This window comes from Pseudomonas promysalinigenes, from assembly GCF_014269025.2.
Taxonomy (GTDB): domain Bacteria; phylum Pseudomonadota; class Gammaproteobacteria; order Pseudomonadales; family Pseudomonadaceae; genus Aquipseudomonas; species Aquipseudomonas promysalinigenes.
Genome location: NZ_CP077094.1, coordinates 1182195 through 1198344 on the forward strand (window position 1 = coordinate 1182195; position 16150 = coordinate 1198344).

A 16150-nucleotide genomic window follows, 5' to 3' on the forward strand; every position below is an offset into this window, starting at 1 on the left:
GGCTTGCCCGCGTTTCTTTCTGGCAGTAGCTATTCAGCGCACTGCAGTGTGATTGATCCATCATGCTCATGCTCCACTAATCGGAGCACCAGATCATGACCATCGGATCGACGCACAATCATCCCGCTGATTTGGCCATCGAGCCAGACGGCCTCATCCAGCCATGGGCTGTCCGTTTCCCTAACCCCCCAGACCTTTGTTTTGACTATCGCCGGTTGGTTGAGCAGGCTGGCGGAATAGCGAGCGCCACACGCCATGAACATCGTATTTGTATAGTAGGTGCCGGCGTCACCGGTTTGACTGCTGCGCGAGAGCTATTGCGCTGCGGCTTCACCCATATCACGTTGATCGAGCAATCCCGACGTGTAGGCGGTCGTCATCTGACGGTGGTGAACAATGGTGAAGATTACAAACAGCCCTCGACACCCTTCGAGATGGGGGCCATGCGCATGCCGTTCTTCAATAGAAGCGTTGAGGCACCCAAAGCCGGGCGCTCGCTGATGGCGCACTACGCCCAGTTATTCGATCTGCACATTTCCGATTTTCCAAATCCCGGTACACGATGGGTCAATGCCACAGGTATTTATCTGCGGGAGGGTCAGCTCGAGGGTAAGGGCGAGCCGGAGCTGTTGTTGTGGCATAACCCGGAGGGTGATACGCCACCACCAAGCACCATACTGGCGTCGGTTCATGACAAATGGCGGCGTTTCGCTGAGCAGTTCGCAGAACGGGTGGCAGCTGTGTACGGTACGCAAGAGTGGCAGGCGATGTGGTCAGCCATAGTCGAACGTTATCATCGCTTGTCATTCCGTGAACTGGTCCGAATGCCAGTTCTGCAGGCTTGGGACCCAAAAAAGGCAGGTGACTTCGGCGGGTTGGGCATGACGCGGGAGGAGTCTGCCGTTTTTTATGCAATCGGCATTGGTGATGGCAGTTGGGGAGCCTTCTATGACGTCTGCTGCCTATATCCGCTGCGCACAGCCATTTTCGGTTTCAGTAGCCACTTGCAGTTGGTCCATGGCCGAGTCGATCAAGATGGCGACCCTTTAGCCGCCCCTTACCTTGGAGCAGGCAGCGTGTCTGACAGCAGAGGGCTTCAGTTTCAGGCGCCTGCATATATTGGCCTGGCTGCCCTTGATGAATGCTTGCTGTTCATGGACATCGAGGGGCCAGACTCATCGCTCTATCGCCATTTGCTGACACGAAAGGATGGCCTACTGACCGATAGTTCGGTATGTGGGCTTCACAAGCAACCCGACGGAAAGATCCGAGTTGAGTATCGCTGGCAGCATAGCCAGCCAGAGCGAGTGCAATTACTCGATGCAGCGTTTGACAGCGTCATCCTCACTACGCCTTCGTGGCTCATTGAAACAAATATGCGCCTGGAAGGTTTCAGCCAAGAGATGTTGCCTCGATCGGTGATTGATGCCTGGACACATGCCCACTGGGAAACTAGCTGCAAAATCTACGCACCGTTGCACAAAAGCTTTCTAGACCTTAATAAACGGCTGCCTCAGATTCTGGTAACCGACAGCTTCGTGCACGATGTCTACGCCTACCGCTACAACGACCGTTACCCAGAGGACTGCATCCTGCTGAGTTACACCTGGGAGGATGATGCAACGAAACTGGCCGTTTTTACTGATGACGAACTGGGCGATAAATGCATCAAAGAACTCGACCGCATTCTGTTGCGCTGCAGCAATATTGCAGAACCCATTTCGCCCTACATCGATACCCGAAACATTCGCATACAGCGATGGATGACAGACCGAAACGCATTGGGCTGTGCGAAGTTGTACCGTCCCGGCACCTATTATGATGCTGTCAGCCTGATGAAGTATAACCGTGACTTCAGCTGCGCTTCTGGGCTCTACCTGGCCGGCGAATCGTTCTCCGTCGACGCTGGCTGGACGGAGCCTTGCCTTCGCACGGCCATCGATGCCGTGATCAATCTGTGCAATCACACCTCTGCTCGTTTCAATGGGGGGTTCGATCTTGTCCACTATCCGCATTACCAGGTTCAGTAAGTGCGGGGATTCGAAGCATATCCCTAGGCTTTATCTTACATCCTGATTCGCCTTGTCCTTCAAGCCCCGTGGGAGTCCCCTGACTGTCGCGCCACGGGCAACTCCCGTTCTACTTGGCGTCCTTCCACAACAATCAAAAACGAAGGAAGCCGTCATGTCTGCATCCAGCAGTGCTGTAAGTCCCGTCCGTATCGCCGTCATTCAATTCGACCCGCAAGTGGGTCTGGCGCACGCTGAAAGTAACTTGAGCCGAAGTTTGGCCCTGGCCTGCCGTGCAGTCAGCGAAGGCGCCAATCTGATTGTGCTGCCGGAGCTTGCAAATACAGGCTACACGTTCCATTCGCGAGCCGAAGCCTATGCGCATGCCGAAGTCCTGGACCATGGTCCAAGTCAGCAAGCCTGGGCCGAGTTCGCGCAAAGCAATCAGGTCTACCTTGCTGCCGGCTTCGCCGAGCGGGACGGCCTGAGACTCTATGACAGTGCCGTGCTGTTCGGCCCACAAGGCCGCCTCGGGCACTATCGCAAGGCGCACTTGTGGAACCAGGAGAAGCTTTGGTTCACCCCAGGGGACCTGGGCTTTCCGGTTTTCGAAACGCCGATTGGCCGCATCGGGCTGCTGATTTGCTGGGATATCTGGTTCCCTGAAGTTTCGCGGCTGATGGCGGGTCAAGGAGCCGATATCATTTGCAGCTTGAATAACTGGGTGTGGACACCGCCGCCACTCTTCGATGCGGCGGGGCGCTGCATGGCTTCGTACCTCACCATGACCGCTGCCCACGTCAACAATCTCTACATCGCAGCCGCAAACCGCATTGGTAATGAGCGGGGAGGGCGCTTCCTTGGCTGTTCGTTGATTGCAGGTACAGATGGCTGGCCGATTGGAGAGGTCGCCGATGCGCAGGAGCAATGCATCGTCTACGCCGATGTCGACCTGAGTGCAGCGCGCTCGGCCCCCATCTGGAACAGCCTCAACGACCTGCCGCGAGACCGTCGTACCGATTTATACGATGCCGCGCTGGGTTATCGCATGCATCCTCTGATGCCACGCTGAGGGGGTCTTATGGAACAGACATCTCCTTGCGCGCGGCATCACATGCTGTTGTTCACCCTGCTGACCCTCGTAGCATTGCTGCTCGCCAGTGTGGTGGTTAGCTTATTTTCTGACTACGCAACGCTGTCCGCTTCACTGGATCAGCCATTGAGCCGGCTGCGCTGGATCGTCGGCGATATCAGTGAAGTTGCCTTCTATAAACACGAGTTGCCAGCGCTGGGCATGCTTGTGGGCGCCTGCCTGGCCCATTTTGCACATGTGCAGGGATATCGTTGGCAGGGCTTCGCTATCTGCTATGGTAGCGGCCTGTGGCCCTGGTTGTTCATGAGTTCTCTGCTTGGCCTGCTGCTAAGCCATATGCTCTGGGGTTGGACACTGGCTAGCGGTCTCTGGCAACCCACCTTTGTGGCCTTCGTTTCGTTGCCGGCTGCCATGGTGCTGTTGTTCGGCGGCGGCTGGCGCGTCTGCCTCTCAGGGGCGCTGCTGGGAGCCGTGTTGGTGACGCCTGCCAGCCTGCTGTTGGTCAACTTCCTGTGCTACCCACTGCAGGTTCCGGTGGTGATTGGCAACGTTTGCGGCATGGCGCTGGCAAGCCTGTTGGCTTTCATGCTTTGTAAGCGCTTTCCATCTTTGGTGCGTGACGGCTTGCGTCCTCGAATGCCGGCGCTCGTCACTGACAAACCAGATTACGGTGCGTTTTGGGTGTTGCGTCGGGTGCTTGCCGACTTCAGCGAAGCAGCGTTTTTCGGTAATGAGCTGGCCAGCCTGGGTCTGCTGACTGGGGCGCTACTCGCCTATGCGTTAGCCCCGCTAGGCCCCGCCTATGGCTCTGAGTTGTTGTTGCCCATGCTTGTCGGCCAGGCCTTGGCCTCGCTACTGGGTGTGTTGCTTTGGCGGCGCCATTGGCGAGCGCGTGGTTGGTATCCGACCTACATTCCCATCGTATCGGTGGTGCCTGCCTCAGTGCTGACACTGGGTGGTGACTGGCTCGTGGTGCTGAGCAGTGCCGCCCTCGGGGCGCTGTTTGCGCCGCCTTTAGCGGCAGCTATCAGTCAGCGCTTGCCGGGTTACATGCACGGTTATATCGGCAACGTTGTATCAATGGCCATTTGCACATTTGGCATCGTATCGCTACTCGTGCTGATCAGAGGAGCTGGAGTATGAGCGAGAAAACCCGTCTGCCTCGATTATCGCTAGGCTGCTTGGGGGGAACGGTCAGCATGCAGCCAGCGTCGCCAGGCAAAGGGATAACGCCGAGCCTGGAAGGCGATGATTTGTTGGCTGCAATACCGCAGCTAGCAGCGCTTGCCGAAATCACCAGCGTTACGCTTTGCTTGCTGCCCAGTGCATCGCTGACCTTCCAGATCATGCTAGACGTGTTGGCCTGGGCGCGTTGTGAAGTGGAGCGTGGAGCCCAGGCGGTGGTGCTGACCCAAGGTACGGACACACTTGAGGAGTCTGCCTATCTCCTTGATAGGTTGTGGCCTTACGACATCCCTCTAGTTATGACGGGGGCCATGCGTGCGGCCAGTCAGCCGGGTAATGATGGGCCGGCCAACCTGTTGGCTGCAGTGCAGGTGGCACTGTCGATCAACAGTCACGGGCGTGGCGTGCTGGTTGTAATCAACGATCAGATTCATCAGGCCGCCCATGTTCGCAAGACTGCCAGCATGGCGATGGCTGCCTTCCAATCCCCTGGATGTGGGCTGGAAGGGTGCGTGGTGGAAGGGCGAGTGCTTTATCGATGCTCTGCCGCGCCGCGCAGGGTCCTGGCGCCGCCACAACGGTGCGATCAGCGTGTCGCACTTATCGAGGCCTGCCTGGATGCCGATATTGCACTGCTAGAGACCATTCCTGCGCTGGGCTACGAGGGGCTGGTCGTCGCCGGGTTCGGGGCTGGCCATGTATCAGCTGCCTGGTCCGAGGCACTGGCGCGGATCGCTCGTGACATGCCGGTGATCGTGGCCAGCCGTACCGGTTGTGGGCCGACTGCTGGCGCCACTTATGGCTTTGTCGGTGCTGAAATCGACCTGCAAGCCAAAGGCGTGTACATGGCCGGGATGCTCTGCCCACGCAAATGCCGAGTGTTGCTGTGGCTGCTGATTGGCCAGAGTGACCCAGTGGTATTGCCAGACTGGCTGGCGCACTAGGGAAAATGCCCGCCGAGCCAAGGCGGCGGGCGAACCTGCAGCAGTCCTGTGCTAGGGTGCACACACCTTTGCTTTCCAGGACCTGAACCCATGCTGCCACCACTGAGCGAAAAAGAACTCGCCCGCCTCGAAGACCTGCTGATCACCTACGGCAACGACTACTCGGTGCTCAACCTGGCCGAGCTCAACGGCTTTTTCACTGCGTTGGCCAGCTCCCCGGTCGACGTGCTACCAGAGCAATGGCTGCCCACTGTGGCAGGTGGCAAAGTCCCTAAATTCAAGAAGCCTGCCCATGAGGAGGCCTATACCGCATTGATGCTGCGTTATGCCGACCAGGTCGCCGAGCAACTTGCGCAAGACCTCGAAGGCTTCGAGCCGCTGTTCGAGCACAGTGAGGCCGAGGAGGGCCCTGCGATCATCATGGAAGAGTGGTGCTTTGGCTACATGCGCGGCACGCAGGTCGCGGCGTGGGGCGAACTGCCGCCAGAACAGGACCAACTGCTCAAGGCGATTTCATTGCATGGGCTAGAAGACAATTTCGAGTTGCTCGATGCCATGAGCTTTGATGAATTGCAGGCCTGTGTGCCACAGGTTGTGCAAGCGGCGCGTAGTCTCTATCGATACCAGAAGCATTCCCGGCATTGACCGCATGATTGTTTCGCTAGGCGAAATTATGGTTTGCTTCCCGCGCTGATTCACCTGCCAGGCGAATGACCGCAAGATGAGCTCCAACCGGGCACCACCGTGGTGCCCTCTTGGAGCCTGCATCATGATCAAATTCTACAACTTCCCCAAATCAGGCCACGCTCACCGTATCGAGCTGATGCTGTCGCTGCTCGACCTTCCCAACGAGCAGGTATTCGTCGACCTTGCCAAAGGCGCGCATAAGCAACCTGAGTTTCTTGCCCTCAATCCATTCGGCCAAGTGCCGGTGATCGAGGATGACGGCAACGTCATCGCCGACTCCAACGCCATTTTGGTCTACCTCGCTGCCACGTACGACAAGGCTGGCAAGTGGCTGCCTCATGATCCGCTGAACGCCGCCCGGGTGCAGCGCTGGCTGTCGGTGGCTGCCGGCCCACTGGCCTTCGGCCCTGCCGCTGCCCGCTTGGTGACCGTGTTTGGCGCAGCCTTCAACACCGACGAAGTGATTGGCCGTGCGCATACCTTGCTCAAGGTCATGGAGGGCGAACTGGCCAAGGCGGCCTTCCTCATCGGCGACCAGCCGACCATCGCCGATGTAGCCAACTATTCGTACATCGCTCACGCACCAGAAGGCAATGTATCGCTGGAGCCCTACCCGAATGTACGCGCCTGGCTGGCCCGTATCGAAGCGCTGCCTGGCTTCGTCGCCATGCCACGCACCGCTGTGGGGCTACAAAGCCACATCTGAGCCACTCACGCACCTGAGGACTGTCGCCATGACGCAACTTCCCAACCATCGGATCTCGCCCTGGCATGCCGGTGAGAAGCGCCTGCAGGAGCAGGTGGGAGTGTCGCAGCGCATGGAAGTGTTCGGGCAGAAGGTCATCCGTGACTACATGCCCGACCAGCACCGCACGTTCTATCAGCAACTTCCGTTCATCATCGCCGGCTCTGTGGATCAGGCCGGCCGCCCCTGGGCGACCCTGCTCGAAGGCCCGGAAGGCTTCGTGAACTCACCCGACCCCCGGCAATTGCTGATCACGGCTCATCCTGCCGATGACGACCCTGCCATGCCGGGGCTGGCGGCTGGAGGGGCTATCGGCCTGCTGGGCATCGAGCTGCACACGCGTCGGCGCAATCGCATCAATGGGCAGATCGCTCAGGCGGCCGATGGCAGTCTGACCGTGCAGGTCGAACAGGCCTTCGGCAATTGCCCGCAATATATTCAACTGCGTGAATACACCCGGGTCGATGAGCCGGCTCAAAAGCGCGTCGATGCCCATAGGCTCGATGCCGTGACGAGCCAGATGATCGCCGCTGCAGACACCTTCTTCGTTGCCAGTTACATCGAGGATGAAAACGCACAGCGTTCGGTGGATGTCTCGCACCGTGGCGGGCGCCCCGGCTTCGTCAGGGTTGAAGGCAACCGCCTGACCATCCCCGACTTTGCCGGCAATTTGCATTTCAATACCCTTGGTAACCTGCTGGAGAATCCGCATGCCGGTTTGCTGTTCGTCGACTTCACCACTGGCGATGTGCTGCAGCTCAGCGGGCGCACCGAGCTGGTGCTGGACAGCCCGCTGATCAAAGCTTTCGAGGGCGCTGAACGGCTTTGGACACTGGACATCGAGCGCGTTGTGCTGCGCCGGGCCGCAGTCAGCCTGCGCTGGGTATTCAACGAGTATGCGCCGACCAGCCTGATGACTGGCACCTGGGAGCAGGCCGACCAGCAGTTGCAGCAGCGCCAACGCCAAGGCCAGTGGCTGACCTGGCAAGTGCTGCGGGTGGAGCAGGAGAGTCGTGACATCCGCTCGTTTTACCTTGCGCCCGATGCGCCAGTGGCATTCGCACCTGGGCAGCATATCCCCGTGCAGATTGCGTTGCAGGGCGCGGCGCCGTCGATTCGCACCTATAGCCTGTCCAGCGCCCCTAGCGACGAGTTCTTGCGCATCAGCGTCAAGGCGCAAGGCCCGGGGTCGCGCCATTTGCATGGGCAGATTGGGCCAGGCAGTACCTTGAAGGTGCGTTTGCCAATGGGCAGCTTCACGCTGGACAGCGCAAGCGAGCGCCCCGTGGTGTTGCTCGGCGCCGGGGTGGGCATCACCCCGCTGCTTGCCATGCTACGGGCATTGCTGGCGGCCGGGCAGGCGCGCCGCATCTATTTGTTCCACGGTGCGCGAAGCCTGAGTGACCTGCCGTTTCAACAGGAGCTGGCGCACTTGCAGCACCGCGCTGGGCCACGCTTGCGCCTGCATCGTTCACTGAGCCAGCCTGAGGCCCACGCCGTGCCAGGGCGTGATTATGAGCACACAGGGCGCCTTGGCATTGCCCAGGTCAAGGCGATGCTGGCATTGGACGATTATGACTTCTACCTGTGTGGCCCTGCCAGCTTCACGCAGGACCTGTACGAGGGGCTGCGCAGTGTGCACGTGCCGGATGCCCGCATCCATGCCGAAGCCTTTGGGCCATCGACCTTGCGCCGGCATGGCGAAGTCCCTCAGCCAACTTGGCAGCAGCCTCCAGCTGCCAGTGAGCCGGTGCCCGTGTACTTCGCCAGTTCTGCCAAAGAGGCGCGTTGGGCGCCGGGTAGTGGAACCTTGCTGGAGCTGGCTGAAGCCCGGGGGCTGACCCCGGATTTCAGCTGCCGCGGTGGCTCTTGCGGAACCTGTAAAACCAAGGTGGTCAGCGGGCAGGTGCATTACCCCAATCCACCCGCCGAGCGGCCAGAGGAGGGCACCGCGCTGATCTGTTGTGCGGTGCCGGCTCAGGCTCTGGTTCTTGAGCTTTGAGCTGGCCCCTGAGCGAACCGATGGCTGATAATGCCGCAACACTCAGGGCCCAGGAGCCTGCATGGACCAGATCCACCTGATGAAGGTGTTCGTGGCTGTCGGCGAGCTGGAAAGCTTTGCCGCTGCCGCCCGGCGCCTGGATATTTCCCCGGCAGCGGTTACCCGCGCTGTCAGCGCACTCGAAGAGCAGATTGGGGTCAAGTTGCTGCTGCGCACTACCCGCAGCGTGCGGCTGACCGAAGCAGGCGGCCGCTACCTGGAAGACACCCGGCACATCCTGGCCAGCATTCACGAGGCCAACGAGGCCGCTGCCGGTATCAACGCAACGCCAAAAGGCGAATTGGCCATTACGGCGCCGATCCTGTTTGGCAAGAAATTCGTCATGCCTTGCATAGTGCGCTACCTGCAACAGTACCCTGAGGTGGATGTATCGGCATACTTGCTCGACCGGGTAGTGAACATGGTCGAGGAGGGCATGGATGTGGCCGTGCGCATCGGGCCGCTGCCCGATTCTGGCCTCAAGGCCCTGCCCGTGGGACGAGTGCGGCGCATGCTGTGTGCCTCGCCCGATTACCTGGCGCGCATGGGCGAGCCCCGACACCCGTCGGATTTGTCGAAACATTGGGTGATCGCCACCACCAACCTGTCACCGCGCGCCGGCTGGCGCTTTGGCCTGGCCGACGAACCGACCCTGGTGCGCTTGAACCCACGCTTGACGGTCACCAGCAACGACGGTGCGATCGCGGCAGCCGTTGGCGGCTTGGGCATCGCCCGGCTGCTGTCGTATCAGGTGGTCGATGAACTGGCCAGCGGCCAGTTGCAGGTCATTCTCGCCGATTACGAAGAAGCCCCGTGGCCCATCCACGTGCTGCACCGCGAAAGCAAGTACGGCTCCGCCAAGGTGCGGTCGTTCATCGACCTGCTGGCGCAGGACCTACGCGCTCGACAGTTGGACTGACCGGCCAACTGTACTCGGCCACCTGCCAACCCAGGGCAACTAAAGTGCTTGGTACTGCATCTTGAACCCCAGACTGGTCGTATCGTGCGCCTGCAATAACTTCAACCCAGGCCGCCCTGGCAGGTGGTGCGCATTGATTGGGTGGCTCACTGGCTCAAAGCAGAAAAATGGCTGCTGATGCGGGCAGAACAGCAAAAAGTGCTCGGCGCCGCTGGCACTGCACACCAGCCGATACCCTGCGCTTGGATGCTCGATCACGCAGTCGCCTGGCCATCCGCTGAAGGCATGGTCGACCGTTTCGGCAGGCAGAAGCTGTGCTGTGGTCAAGCGCCACGGCTGTGGAATATCGGCTTGGCGTGATGGCAATTGTTCTGCGTCCGCCAGCCATACCGTGCGCGCGTGCGCACGCACTCGCGTATCGCGATAGCGCGGAAAATAGGGGTGCAAGCCCAGTCCATACCACGTGGCAGCCTTATCTTGATGAGTCACTTGCAGATCAAGGCTCAAACAGCCCTCCTGCAGGCGCACTTCCAATGTTGCCCGGTAGGCGAACGGCACAGTGCTATCGAGGCTGAGACGGGCCAGGCCATCGCTGTGCTGCTCGACTTGCCAGGCCTGTTGCCAGGCGCTGCCGTGGATCGGGTAAGGATCATGGCTGGTGTTCGGGCTCAGCGTCACCCAGCCATCTGGGCGCAGAAAACCGCCCCCGGCAATACGGTTGGACCAGGGCGCCAAAGGGTAGCAGCCCATTCGCCGCGGGTTGCCGCTGGCCAGCGCTGCTTCGTCCGTGTAGCGCAGCAGCGCCTGGCCGTTCGCCTTGGCCCGCCAATTGACCAGGCTGGCGCCCAGTTCCGGTGCCAGGCTCAGGCGTGTCAGGCGATCTTGCAGGTGTAGCATCAGGGCCTCCGGTAGGTCAGCAGAACGATGCCGCACACCACCACGGCCCCGCCCAGCAGTTGCAACCCGCTCAGTTGCTGGCCAAGTAACGCCCAGCCCAGCAACAAGGTGGCGATGGGTTCGACATTCATCACCGGCGCGTTCTGCGCCATGTTCAGCCTCGGCACGCAGACGAACAGCAAGGTAAAGGCCACGCCATACAGCACCACCAAGCTGGCCAGCGCCACCCAACCGCTGGTGCTGGCTGGCAACGATAAGCCTGCAGGCATTACCCCGCTCAAACCCGCAACCAGCATGCTGCTGAACACGATTAACAGGGTAAGAAGGCTGCGCACCGGGCCGCGGACGGCGGCCAGTTTGTGGTCAGTGATCCACAGGGCACCGGCGAATACGCAGGCCGCGCACAGTGCCAGGCTCACGCCTAAAGCCCAGTGCGGGTTGGCGTCACCGGTATCGGCCAACCGGGCAGGGACATCCAGCGCCAATACCAGGCCGCACAGGATCAGGCCCATCAATAGCACCGTACGCCGGGTGGGGCGTGCGCCTCCCAGGGCCCAGGTCAGTAGCGCCAGAATCATCGGAAAGGTGTTGCCTACCAGCAGCGCCAGGGCCACTGGAATACGTGCCACTGCCGAATACAGGCACAGGCTTTGCGTAGCGATCAGCAGCCCCAGCAGCAATTGCCAGCGCCGTGTCCCGGCGGGCAGGCCCAGTGGTTGGCGCTGCCACATTACAAGGCAGGCCAAGGCCAGCAAGGTCACCCCCGAGCGGCAGAGAATCGCCAGCAGCACGCCGGTATCGTCATCGAATGCGATGCGCGCGGCGATGTGGTTGCCGGCGAACGCGCACGCCAGCAGGGCGAGCAGAGCGATGGCCAGTTTACGCGGGAAGATGATTGCAGTAGAGCAGGGAGTAGCCATGTGCAGGTCCGTTTGCAGTAAGACCGAAGGGCCGCAGCGCGGCCCCTCGTTACGATTACAAGACGACGCTGGGTAACCACAGCGAAATAGCTGGGATATAGGTCACCGCCATCAGCACCAGAAACAGCGCCACATAAAACGGCAACAGCGCTTTCACGGTGGCCTCGATACTGACCTTGCCAATCGCTGACCCGACGAACAGCACCGCGCCTACTGGCGGTGTGATCAGTCCGATCCCCAGGTTCACCAGCATGATCATGCCGAAATGCACAGGGTCCACGCCGATACCAGTGATCACTGGCAGCAGGATTGGTGTCAGGATCAGAATCAGCGGCGCCATGTCCATCACCGTGCCCAACAGCAGGAGCATGAAGTTGATGCACATCAGGATCACATAGCGGTTATCCGACAGGGTCAGAAACGCCGTGGTGATCTTCGACGGGATCTGCATCAGGGTCATCACGTAGCCAAAGCTTGCGGCAAAGCCAATCAGGATCATCACGATCGAGATGGTGCGCACTGTGCGGTGCATCAACTTGGGCAGGTCGCGCCACTTATAGTCGCGGTAGATGAACATGGTCACGAAGAACGACCACACCACCGCCACCGCAGCCGATTCTGTGGCGGTGAACACCCCCGAGAGGATGCCGCCCAGGATGATCACCATGGCCATGAGGCCCCACAAGGCTTCACCGGCGATCTTCAACGCCTGGCGCAGCGGGATCACCTCGCCCTTGGGGTAGTTGCGCTTCTTGGCGAAGATCAGGCACAGGCCCATCATCACCGCGCTCAGCAGCAGCCCAGGCATCACCCCGGCCATGAACAGCGAAGCGATCGACACCGTGCCGCCTGCCGCCAGCGAGTAGAGCACCGAGTTATGGCTGGGAGGGGTCAGCAGTGCCTGCACCGAGCCGCTGACCGTGACGGCGGTGGAAAACTCACGTGGGTAGCCCTTGCGCTCCATTTCTGGAATCAGCACCGAGCCCACCGACGCGGTATCTGCCACCGACGAACCCGAGATGGCGCCGAAAAAGGTCGATGCGGTGATGTTCACCAGCGATAGGCCGCCGCGCACGAAACCCACCAGCACCCCGGCGAATGCCACCAGCCGGCGCGACATGCCACCCTCGGCCATGATGGCGCCGGCAAGCACGAAGAACGGAATGGCCAACAGCGAGAACTTGTTAACCCCACTGGCGACCTGAATCATCATCGCCTGCAGCGGTATATCGATGTACCACGCCCCGATCAGCGCCGACAATCCCAACGCATAGGCGACCGGCATTCCCAGCAGGATCAGCGCAATGAAACTGCCCAACAGAATGAACGCATCCATTTACGCCGCCCCCTCGGTTTCTTCCACCAGGTCGTACTGCACCACCCTGCGCTGGCTTTGGTCGCCGAGCAGGAGCTTTTCCAGCACGAATATCAACGTCAGCACCCCGCCGACCGGGATCGGGGCATAGCTCATGCCCACCCGCACGCTGGGCAGTGAGGCCATGTACTGGTTCCAGGTGGTGGCGCATAGCTTGAAGCCGTACCAGGTCATGAACACACACACCGCCAGCATCAACAGCTGGGTGAATATCGCTACCAGTCGCCGCAGGGGTTCAGGCAGGCGGTCGGTGACCATCGCTACCGCCATGTGCGCACCGGCCCGGTAACTGGCAGCCGCGCCGATGAAGGTGAATAGCACCATCAACAATATCGCCACCGGCTCCGGCCAACTGGACCCGGTACCCAGTACGTAGCGGGCGAAGATGCCCCAGGGAATGATCAGGGACATGGTCAGGATCGACAGCCCAGCCACCCAGATGCAGGCTCGATAAAGCCCGTCGTTGACGCTCAGCACAAGCATTTTCATAGGCATCACCAAAGCGGCAGGGCGACGGGCGTCGCACTGCCGAGGCCATCTTGGGAAGGGTTACTGAACGGCGTCGATGCGCTTCATCAGGTCGGCGTACTGGGCACCGTACTTCTCGCGCACCGGGGCGGTGGCATCGAAGAACGGCTTGGTGTCGACGGCGATGAACTCGACACCCGCCGCCTTGAGCTTCTCTTCGCTGGCAGCAGATTTGGCATCCCATAGCGCGCGCTCTTCCATTTGCGCTTCGCGGGCGACTTTCTGCACCAGTGCCTGCTGTTCGGGTGAGAGCTTGTTCCAGGTGGTTTTCGACATCACCACCGGCTCCGGCAGAATCAGGTGGTTGGTCAGGGTGAAGTACTTGGCGCTCTGGTAGTGGTTATGTTCGAGCAAGGTCGGCGGGTTGTTTTCGGCGCCGTCGATCACCCCAGTCTGCAGGGCGCTGAAGATTTCACCGGTGTCCATGGCAATGCCGTTACCGCCCATGGCGTTCATCATATCGATGAACAGCGGGTTGCCCTGCACGCGGATCTTCATGCCTTTGAGGTCTTCAAGCTTGCGCACGGGCTTTTTCGTGTACAGGCTGCGCGAACCGCCATCCATCCAGGCCAGGGCAACCAGGTTGAATTCGGAGTTGGTGATCTTATCGAGGATTTCCTGGCCGATCTCGCCGTCGATGACCTTGCGCATGTGTGCGTGGTCTCGGAACACGAACGGCATGTTGAACACGTTCACATCAGGCACTACCGGGCCGACGATGCCAAGGCTGACGCGTGTCATCTGCACCGCACCGATCTGTGCTTGCTCGATCACCTCCTTCTCAGAGCCCAATACCCCGCCTGGGAACATCTTGAACGTGATCTGACCATTGCTGGCCTGTTCAAGCTTTTTGCCCATGTTCTGTTCGGCAACCACGGTCGGGTAACCGGCCGGGTGGATTTCGGCGAACTTGATGTCCAGTGCCGAGGCTGGCATGGACAGGCTGAAAGCGAAGGGAAGTACGGCAAGAAGCAGCTTGCGTTTGAAGGTCATGGTGAAACTCCGTGGTTTTTATTATCTGGTTTCGCGCGTGATGCTGGGTGTTGGGTGATCGGGCCGGCCGCGTTCAAGGACGCCAGGCCGGCTCCTCCAGGCCCTGAACACCGGGGCGTAAAGCAAATACGCCTCCGGCCAGGGGTTGGTCGCTGAGGTCGCCCTCTGCCGGGCGAATGGAGGTGACGAACAAGGTGCTCAAATCGGCGCCGCCAAAGGCACACATCGCCGGTTTTTTCACGGGCACCGTCAGCGAGCGGTCCAGCCGCCCATCCGGGGTGAAGCGATGAATCTGCCCGGCGTCGTTAGCGCAGATCCAGTAGCAGCCGTCGGTATCGATGGCGGCGCCGTCAGGGCGGCCTGGGAAGGCCCGCATGTCGACGAACAGCCGCTGGTTGTGCGGGGTGGCGCTGTCGATGTCGTAATCGAAGGTCCAGATCTTCTGCACGTTGGGATGCGAGTCGGACAGGTACATGCGAGTGCCGTCCGGGCTGAAGGCCAGGCCATTGGGCACGATCATGCCCGTCAGTTGCTGGTGTACCTGGTTTGCGCCATCGACCCGATACAGTGCACCGACATGGGCACCTTGCGGCATGTCCATGAGCATGCTGCCGGCCCAGAAGCGGCCCTGGCGGTCGCAACGCCCGTCGTTCAAGCGCATGCCCGCTTGGGCGTGTTCGACCGCGCTGTACAGGTGGCTTTCAAGGCTACCGTCTGCCTTGGTTTGCAGCTGGAAAACGCCGCTTTCCATGCCCGCCAGCCAACCCTGGGCCGTGCGGGCAATACAGGCCAGCATCTCGTCGCCCTGCCACTGCTGATGGTTGCCATCCTTCCAGCGGTGCAACTGGCGGGCCGGGATGTCCACCCAGTACAGTGCTTGCTCGATCGGGTGCCAAACGGGGCTTTCGCCGGTGCCGTTGCGGGCGTCGACTATCAGTTCGCAGTGCATGCTCAAGCCTCCTGGCCGGGCGCTGAATCAGTTGAAGGGGCCGGATGCGACGAAGGCACCGCCCTGATAGACCATGCTCGGGTCGTCGGCGGCTGGCGCAGGTTGGGCCTCTACCGCTGCGCGAAACACTTCGGAGCTGTCCTTGGGCTGGTAACCCAAGTGCGCAGCGTGGCGGTTGTCCCACCAGACGGTGCGGTTGGCCGATGCGCCGTAGACCACGGTATGGCCAACCCCAGGGGTGAACAGGCCGCGCTCGATCAGTTGGGTCAGGTCGTCGTAGCTCAGCCACGTGCAGAGCATGCGTGGGTTTTGTGGCGCCTCGAACGAAGAGCCGATGCGAATGCTGACGGTTTCTATGCCATAGCGGTCGAAATAGAAGCTGGCGACATCCTCGCCGTAGCACTTCGACAGCCCGTAGTAGCTGTCAGGCCGGCGCAGGGCGTGGGCATCGATCGATTGGTCCTGGCGGTAGAAGCCGATCACGTGGTTGGAGCTGGCGAAGATAATGCGCTTGACCCCGTGCTTGCGGGCCGCTTCGTAGATGTGAAACACACCGCAGATGTTGGGGCCCAGAATGTCCTCGAACGCATGCTCGGTAGACACGCCGCCGAAGTGCACGATGGCATCGACGCCTTCGACCAATGCATGGACCGCAGCCTTGTCGGCAAGGTCACAGGTGATGACTTCTTCTTGAGGCCCGCTGGCGGGTGCCATGGGCGCGATGTCGGAAAGGCGCAAGACTTCGGCGCAGCCAGCGAGGCGTTGGCGAAGGACCTGGCCGAGGCCGCCTGCCGCTCCGGTGAGCAGCAGGCGCTTGAAGGGGGTGATGGTCATGGCAGCTCTACTTGTAATTGTTGTAAGTTGT

At 60.6% G+C, this 16150-nt stretch carries 15 protein-coding genes; 8 read left to right on the forward strand and 7 right to left on the reverse strand.

The genetic code is table 11. The annotated features are described in order from the left end of the window. The first annotated feature begins 95 nt into the window (after positions 1 to 95). The 8 genes from HU725_RS05485 to HU725_RS05520 all read left to right on the forward strand — a co-directional run bounded on the left by HU725_RS05485 (position 96) and on the right by HU725_RS05520 (position 9623). Complete coding sequence (locus tag HU725_RS05485) at positions 96 to 2030, forward strand: flavin monoamine oxidase family protein (protein WP_186476473.1); 1935 nt, start codon at positions 96 to 98, stop codon at positions 2028 to 2030. A 154-nt stretch (positions 2031 to 2184) separates the two neighbouring features. Continuing rightward, positions 2185 to 3081 (forward strand): nitrilase family protein, encoded by an 897-nt coding sequence (locus HU725_RS05490; RefSeq protein ID WP_186476890.1) that lies wholly within the window; start codon positions 2185 to 2187, stop codon positions 3079 to 3081. Between the two features lie 9 nt (positions 3082 to 3090). Then, a complete protein-coding gene (locus HU725_RS05495) occupies positions 3091 to 4245 on the forward strand; it encodes a hypothetical protein (RefSeq protein ID WP_186476474.1) in 1155 nt (384 codons plus the stop codon). After that, the gene (locus HU725_RS05500; protein ID WP_186476475.1) at positions 4242 to 5231 is read left to right on the forward strand and encodes an asparaginase; all 990 of its coding nucleotides are present in this window, start codon (positions 4242 to 4244) and stop codon (positions 5229 to 5231) included. The genes HU725_RS05495 and HU725_RS05500 overlap by 4 nt, the downstream gene beginning before the upstream one ends. 90 nt (positions 5232 to 5321) lie before the next feature. Beyond that, on the forward strand, positions 5322 to 5876 hold the full coding sequence (locus tag HU725_RS05505) for a UPF0149 family protein (protein WP_060480232.1): 555 nt from the start codon (positions 5322 to 5324) through the stop codon (positions 5874 to 5876). A gap of 124 nt (positions 5877 to 6000) precedes the next feature. Beyond that, complete coding sequence (locus HU725_RS05510; protein ID WP_186476476.1) at positions 6001 to 6624, forward strand: glutathione S-transferase family protein; 624 nt, start codon at positions 6001 to 6003, stop codon at positions 6622 to 6624. Between the two features lie 28 nt (positions 6625 to 6652). After that, complete coding sequence (locus HU725_RS05515; protein WP_186476477.1) at positions 6653 to 8665, forward strand: pyridoxamine 5'-phosphate oxidase family protein; 2013 nt, start codon at positions 6653 to 6655, stop codon at positions 8663 to 8665. A gap of 61 nt (positions 8666 to 8726) precedes the next feature. Next, a complete protein-coding gene (locus HU725_RS05520) occupies positions 8727 to 9623 on the forward strand; it encodes a LysR family transcriptional regulator (protein WP_186476478.1) in 897 nt (298 codons plus the stop codon). 39 nt (positions 9624 to 9662) lie between these two features. Here HU725_RS05520 and HU725_RS05525 read toward each other — a convergent pair whose 3' ends face one another. The 7 genes from HU725_RS05525 to HU725_RS05555 all read right to left on the reverse strand — a co-directional run bounded on the left by HU725_RS05525 (position 9663) and on the right by HU725_RS05555 (position 16119). Further along, positions 9663 to 10520, reverse strand: a complete 858-nt coding sequence (locus HU725_RS05525) for an aldose 1-epimerase (RefSeq protein ID WP_186476479.1) — start codon at positions 10518 to 10520, stop codon at positions 9663 to 9665. Next, positions 10520 to 11440, reverse strand: a complete 921-nt coding sequence (locus HU725_RS05530; protein WP_186476480.1) for an EamA family transporter — start codon at positions 11438 to 11440, stop codon at positions 10520 to 10522. The genes HU725_RS05525 and HU725_RS05530 overlap by 1 nt, the downstream gene beginning before the upstream one ends. A gap of 55 nt (positions 11441 to 11495) precedes the next feature. Further along, the gene (locus HU725_RS05535; protein WP_085675302.1) at positions 11496 to 12776 is read right to left on the reverse strand and encodes a TRAP transporter large permease; all 1281 of its coding nucleotides are present in this window, start codon (positions 12774 to 12776) and stop codon (positions 11496 to 11498) included. Then, positions 12777 to 13304 (reverse strand): TRAP transporter small permease, encoded by a 528-nt coding sequence (locus tag HU725_RS05540; protein ID WP_186476481.1) that lies wholly within the window; start codon positions 13302 to 13304, stop codon positions 12777 to 12779. Between the two features lie 60 nt (positions 13305 to 13364). Continuing rightward, a complete protein-coding gene (locus HU725_RS05545; protein ID WP_186476482.1) occupies positions 13365 to 14336 on the reverse strand; it encodes a TRAP transporter substrate-binding protein in 972 nt (323 codons plus the stop codon). A 73-nt stretch (positions 14337 to 14409) separates the two neighbouring features. After that, positions 14410 to 15285: a glucurono-1,5-lactonase gene (locus HU725_RS05550; RefSeq protein WP_186476483.1), complete on the reverse strand. Its 876-nt coding sequence runs from the start codon at positions 15283 to 15285 to the stop codon at positions 14410 to 14412. A 27-nt stretch (positions 15286 to 15312) separates the two neighbouring features. Next, complete coding sequence (locus tag HU725_RS05555) at positions 15313 to 16119, reverse strand: NAD-dependent epimerase/dehydratase family protein (RefSeq protein ID WP_186476484.1); 807 nt, start codon at positions 16117 to 16119, stop codon at positions 15313 to 15315. Positions 16120 to 16150: the final 31 nt, after the last annotated feature.

What these genes read in the sequence shown, in the direction of transcription:
- HU725_RS05485 (WP_186476473.1), top strand. Translation starts at nt 96, where the DNA reads ATGACCATCGGATCGACGCACAATCATCCCGCTGATTTGGCCATCGAG.
- HU725_RS05490 (WP_186476890.1), top strand. Translation starts at nt 2,185, where the DNA reads ATGTCTGCATCCAGCAGTGCTGTAAGTCCCGTCCGTATCGCCGTCATT.
- HU725_RS05495 (WP_186476474.1), top strand. Translation starts at nt 3,091, where the DNA reads ATGGAACAGACATCTCCTTGCGCGCGGCATCACATGCTGTTGTTCACC.
- HU725_RS05500 (WP_186476475.1), top strand. Translation starts at nt 4,242, where the DNA reads ATGAGCGAGAAAACCCGTCTGCCTCGATTATCGCTAGGCTGCTTGGGG.
- HU725_RS05505 (WP_060480232.1), top strand. Translation starts at nt 5,322, where the DNA reads ATGCTGCCACCACTGAGCGAAAAAGAACTCGCCCGCCTCGAAGACCTG.
- HU725_RS05510 (WP_186476476.1), top strand. Translation starts at nt 6,001, where the DNA reads ATGATCAAATTCTACAACTTCCCCAAATCAGGCCACGCTCACCGTATC.
- HU725_RS05515 (WP_186476477.1), top strand. Translation starts at nt 6,653, where the DNA reads ATGACGCAACTTCCCAACCATCGGATCTCGCCCTGGCATGCCGGTGAG.
- HU725_RS05520 (WP_186476478.1), top strand. Translation starts at nt 8,727, where the DNA reads ATGGACCAGATCCACCTGATGAAGGTGTTCGTGGCTGTCGGCGAGCTG.
- HU725_RS05525 (WP_186476479.1), bottom strand. Translation starts at nt 10,520, where the DNA reads ATGCTACACCTGCAAGATCGCCTGACACGCCTGAGCCTGGCACCGGAA.
- HU725_RS05530 (WP_186476480.1), bottom strand. Translation starts at nt 11,440, where the DNA reads ATGGCTACTCCCTGCTCTACTGCAATCATCTTCCCGCGTAAACTGGCC.
- HU725_RS05535 (WP_085675302.1), bottom strand. Translation starts at nt 12,776, where the DNA reads ATGGATGCGTTCATTCTGTTGGGCAGTTTCATTGCGCTGATCCTGCTG.
- HU725_RS05540 (WP_186476481.1), bottom strand. Translation starts at nt 13,304, where the DNA reads ATGAAAATGCTTGTGCTGAGCGTCAACGACGGGCTTTATCGAGCCTGC.
- HU725_RS05545 (WP_186476482.1), bottom strand. Translation starts at nt 14,336, where the DNA reads ATGACCTTCAAACGCAAGCTGCTTCTTGCCGTACTTCCCTTCGCTTTC.
- HU725_RS05550 (WP_186476483.1), bottom strand. Translation starts at nt 15,285, where the DNA reads ATGCACTGCGAACTGATAGTCGACGCCCGCAACGGCACCGGCGAAAGC.
- HU725_RS05555 (WP_186476484.1), bottom strand. Translation starts at nt 16,119, where the DNA reads ATGACCATCACCCCCTTCAAGCGCCTGCTGCTCACCGGAGCGGCAGGC.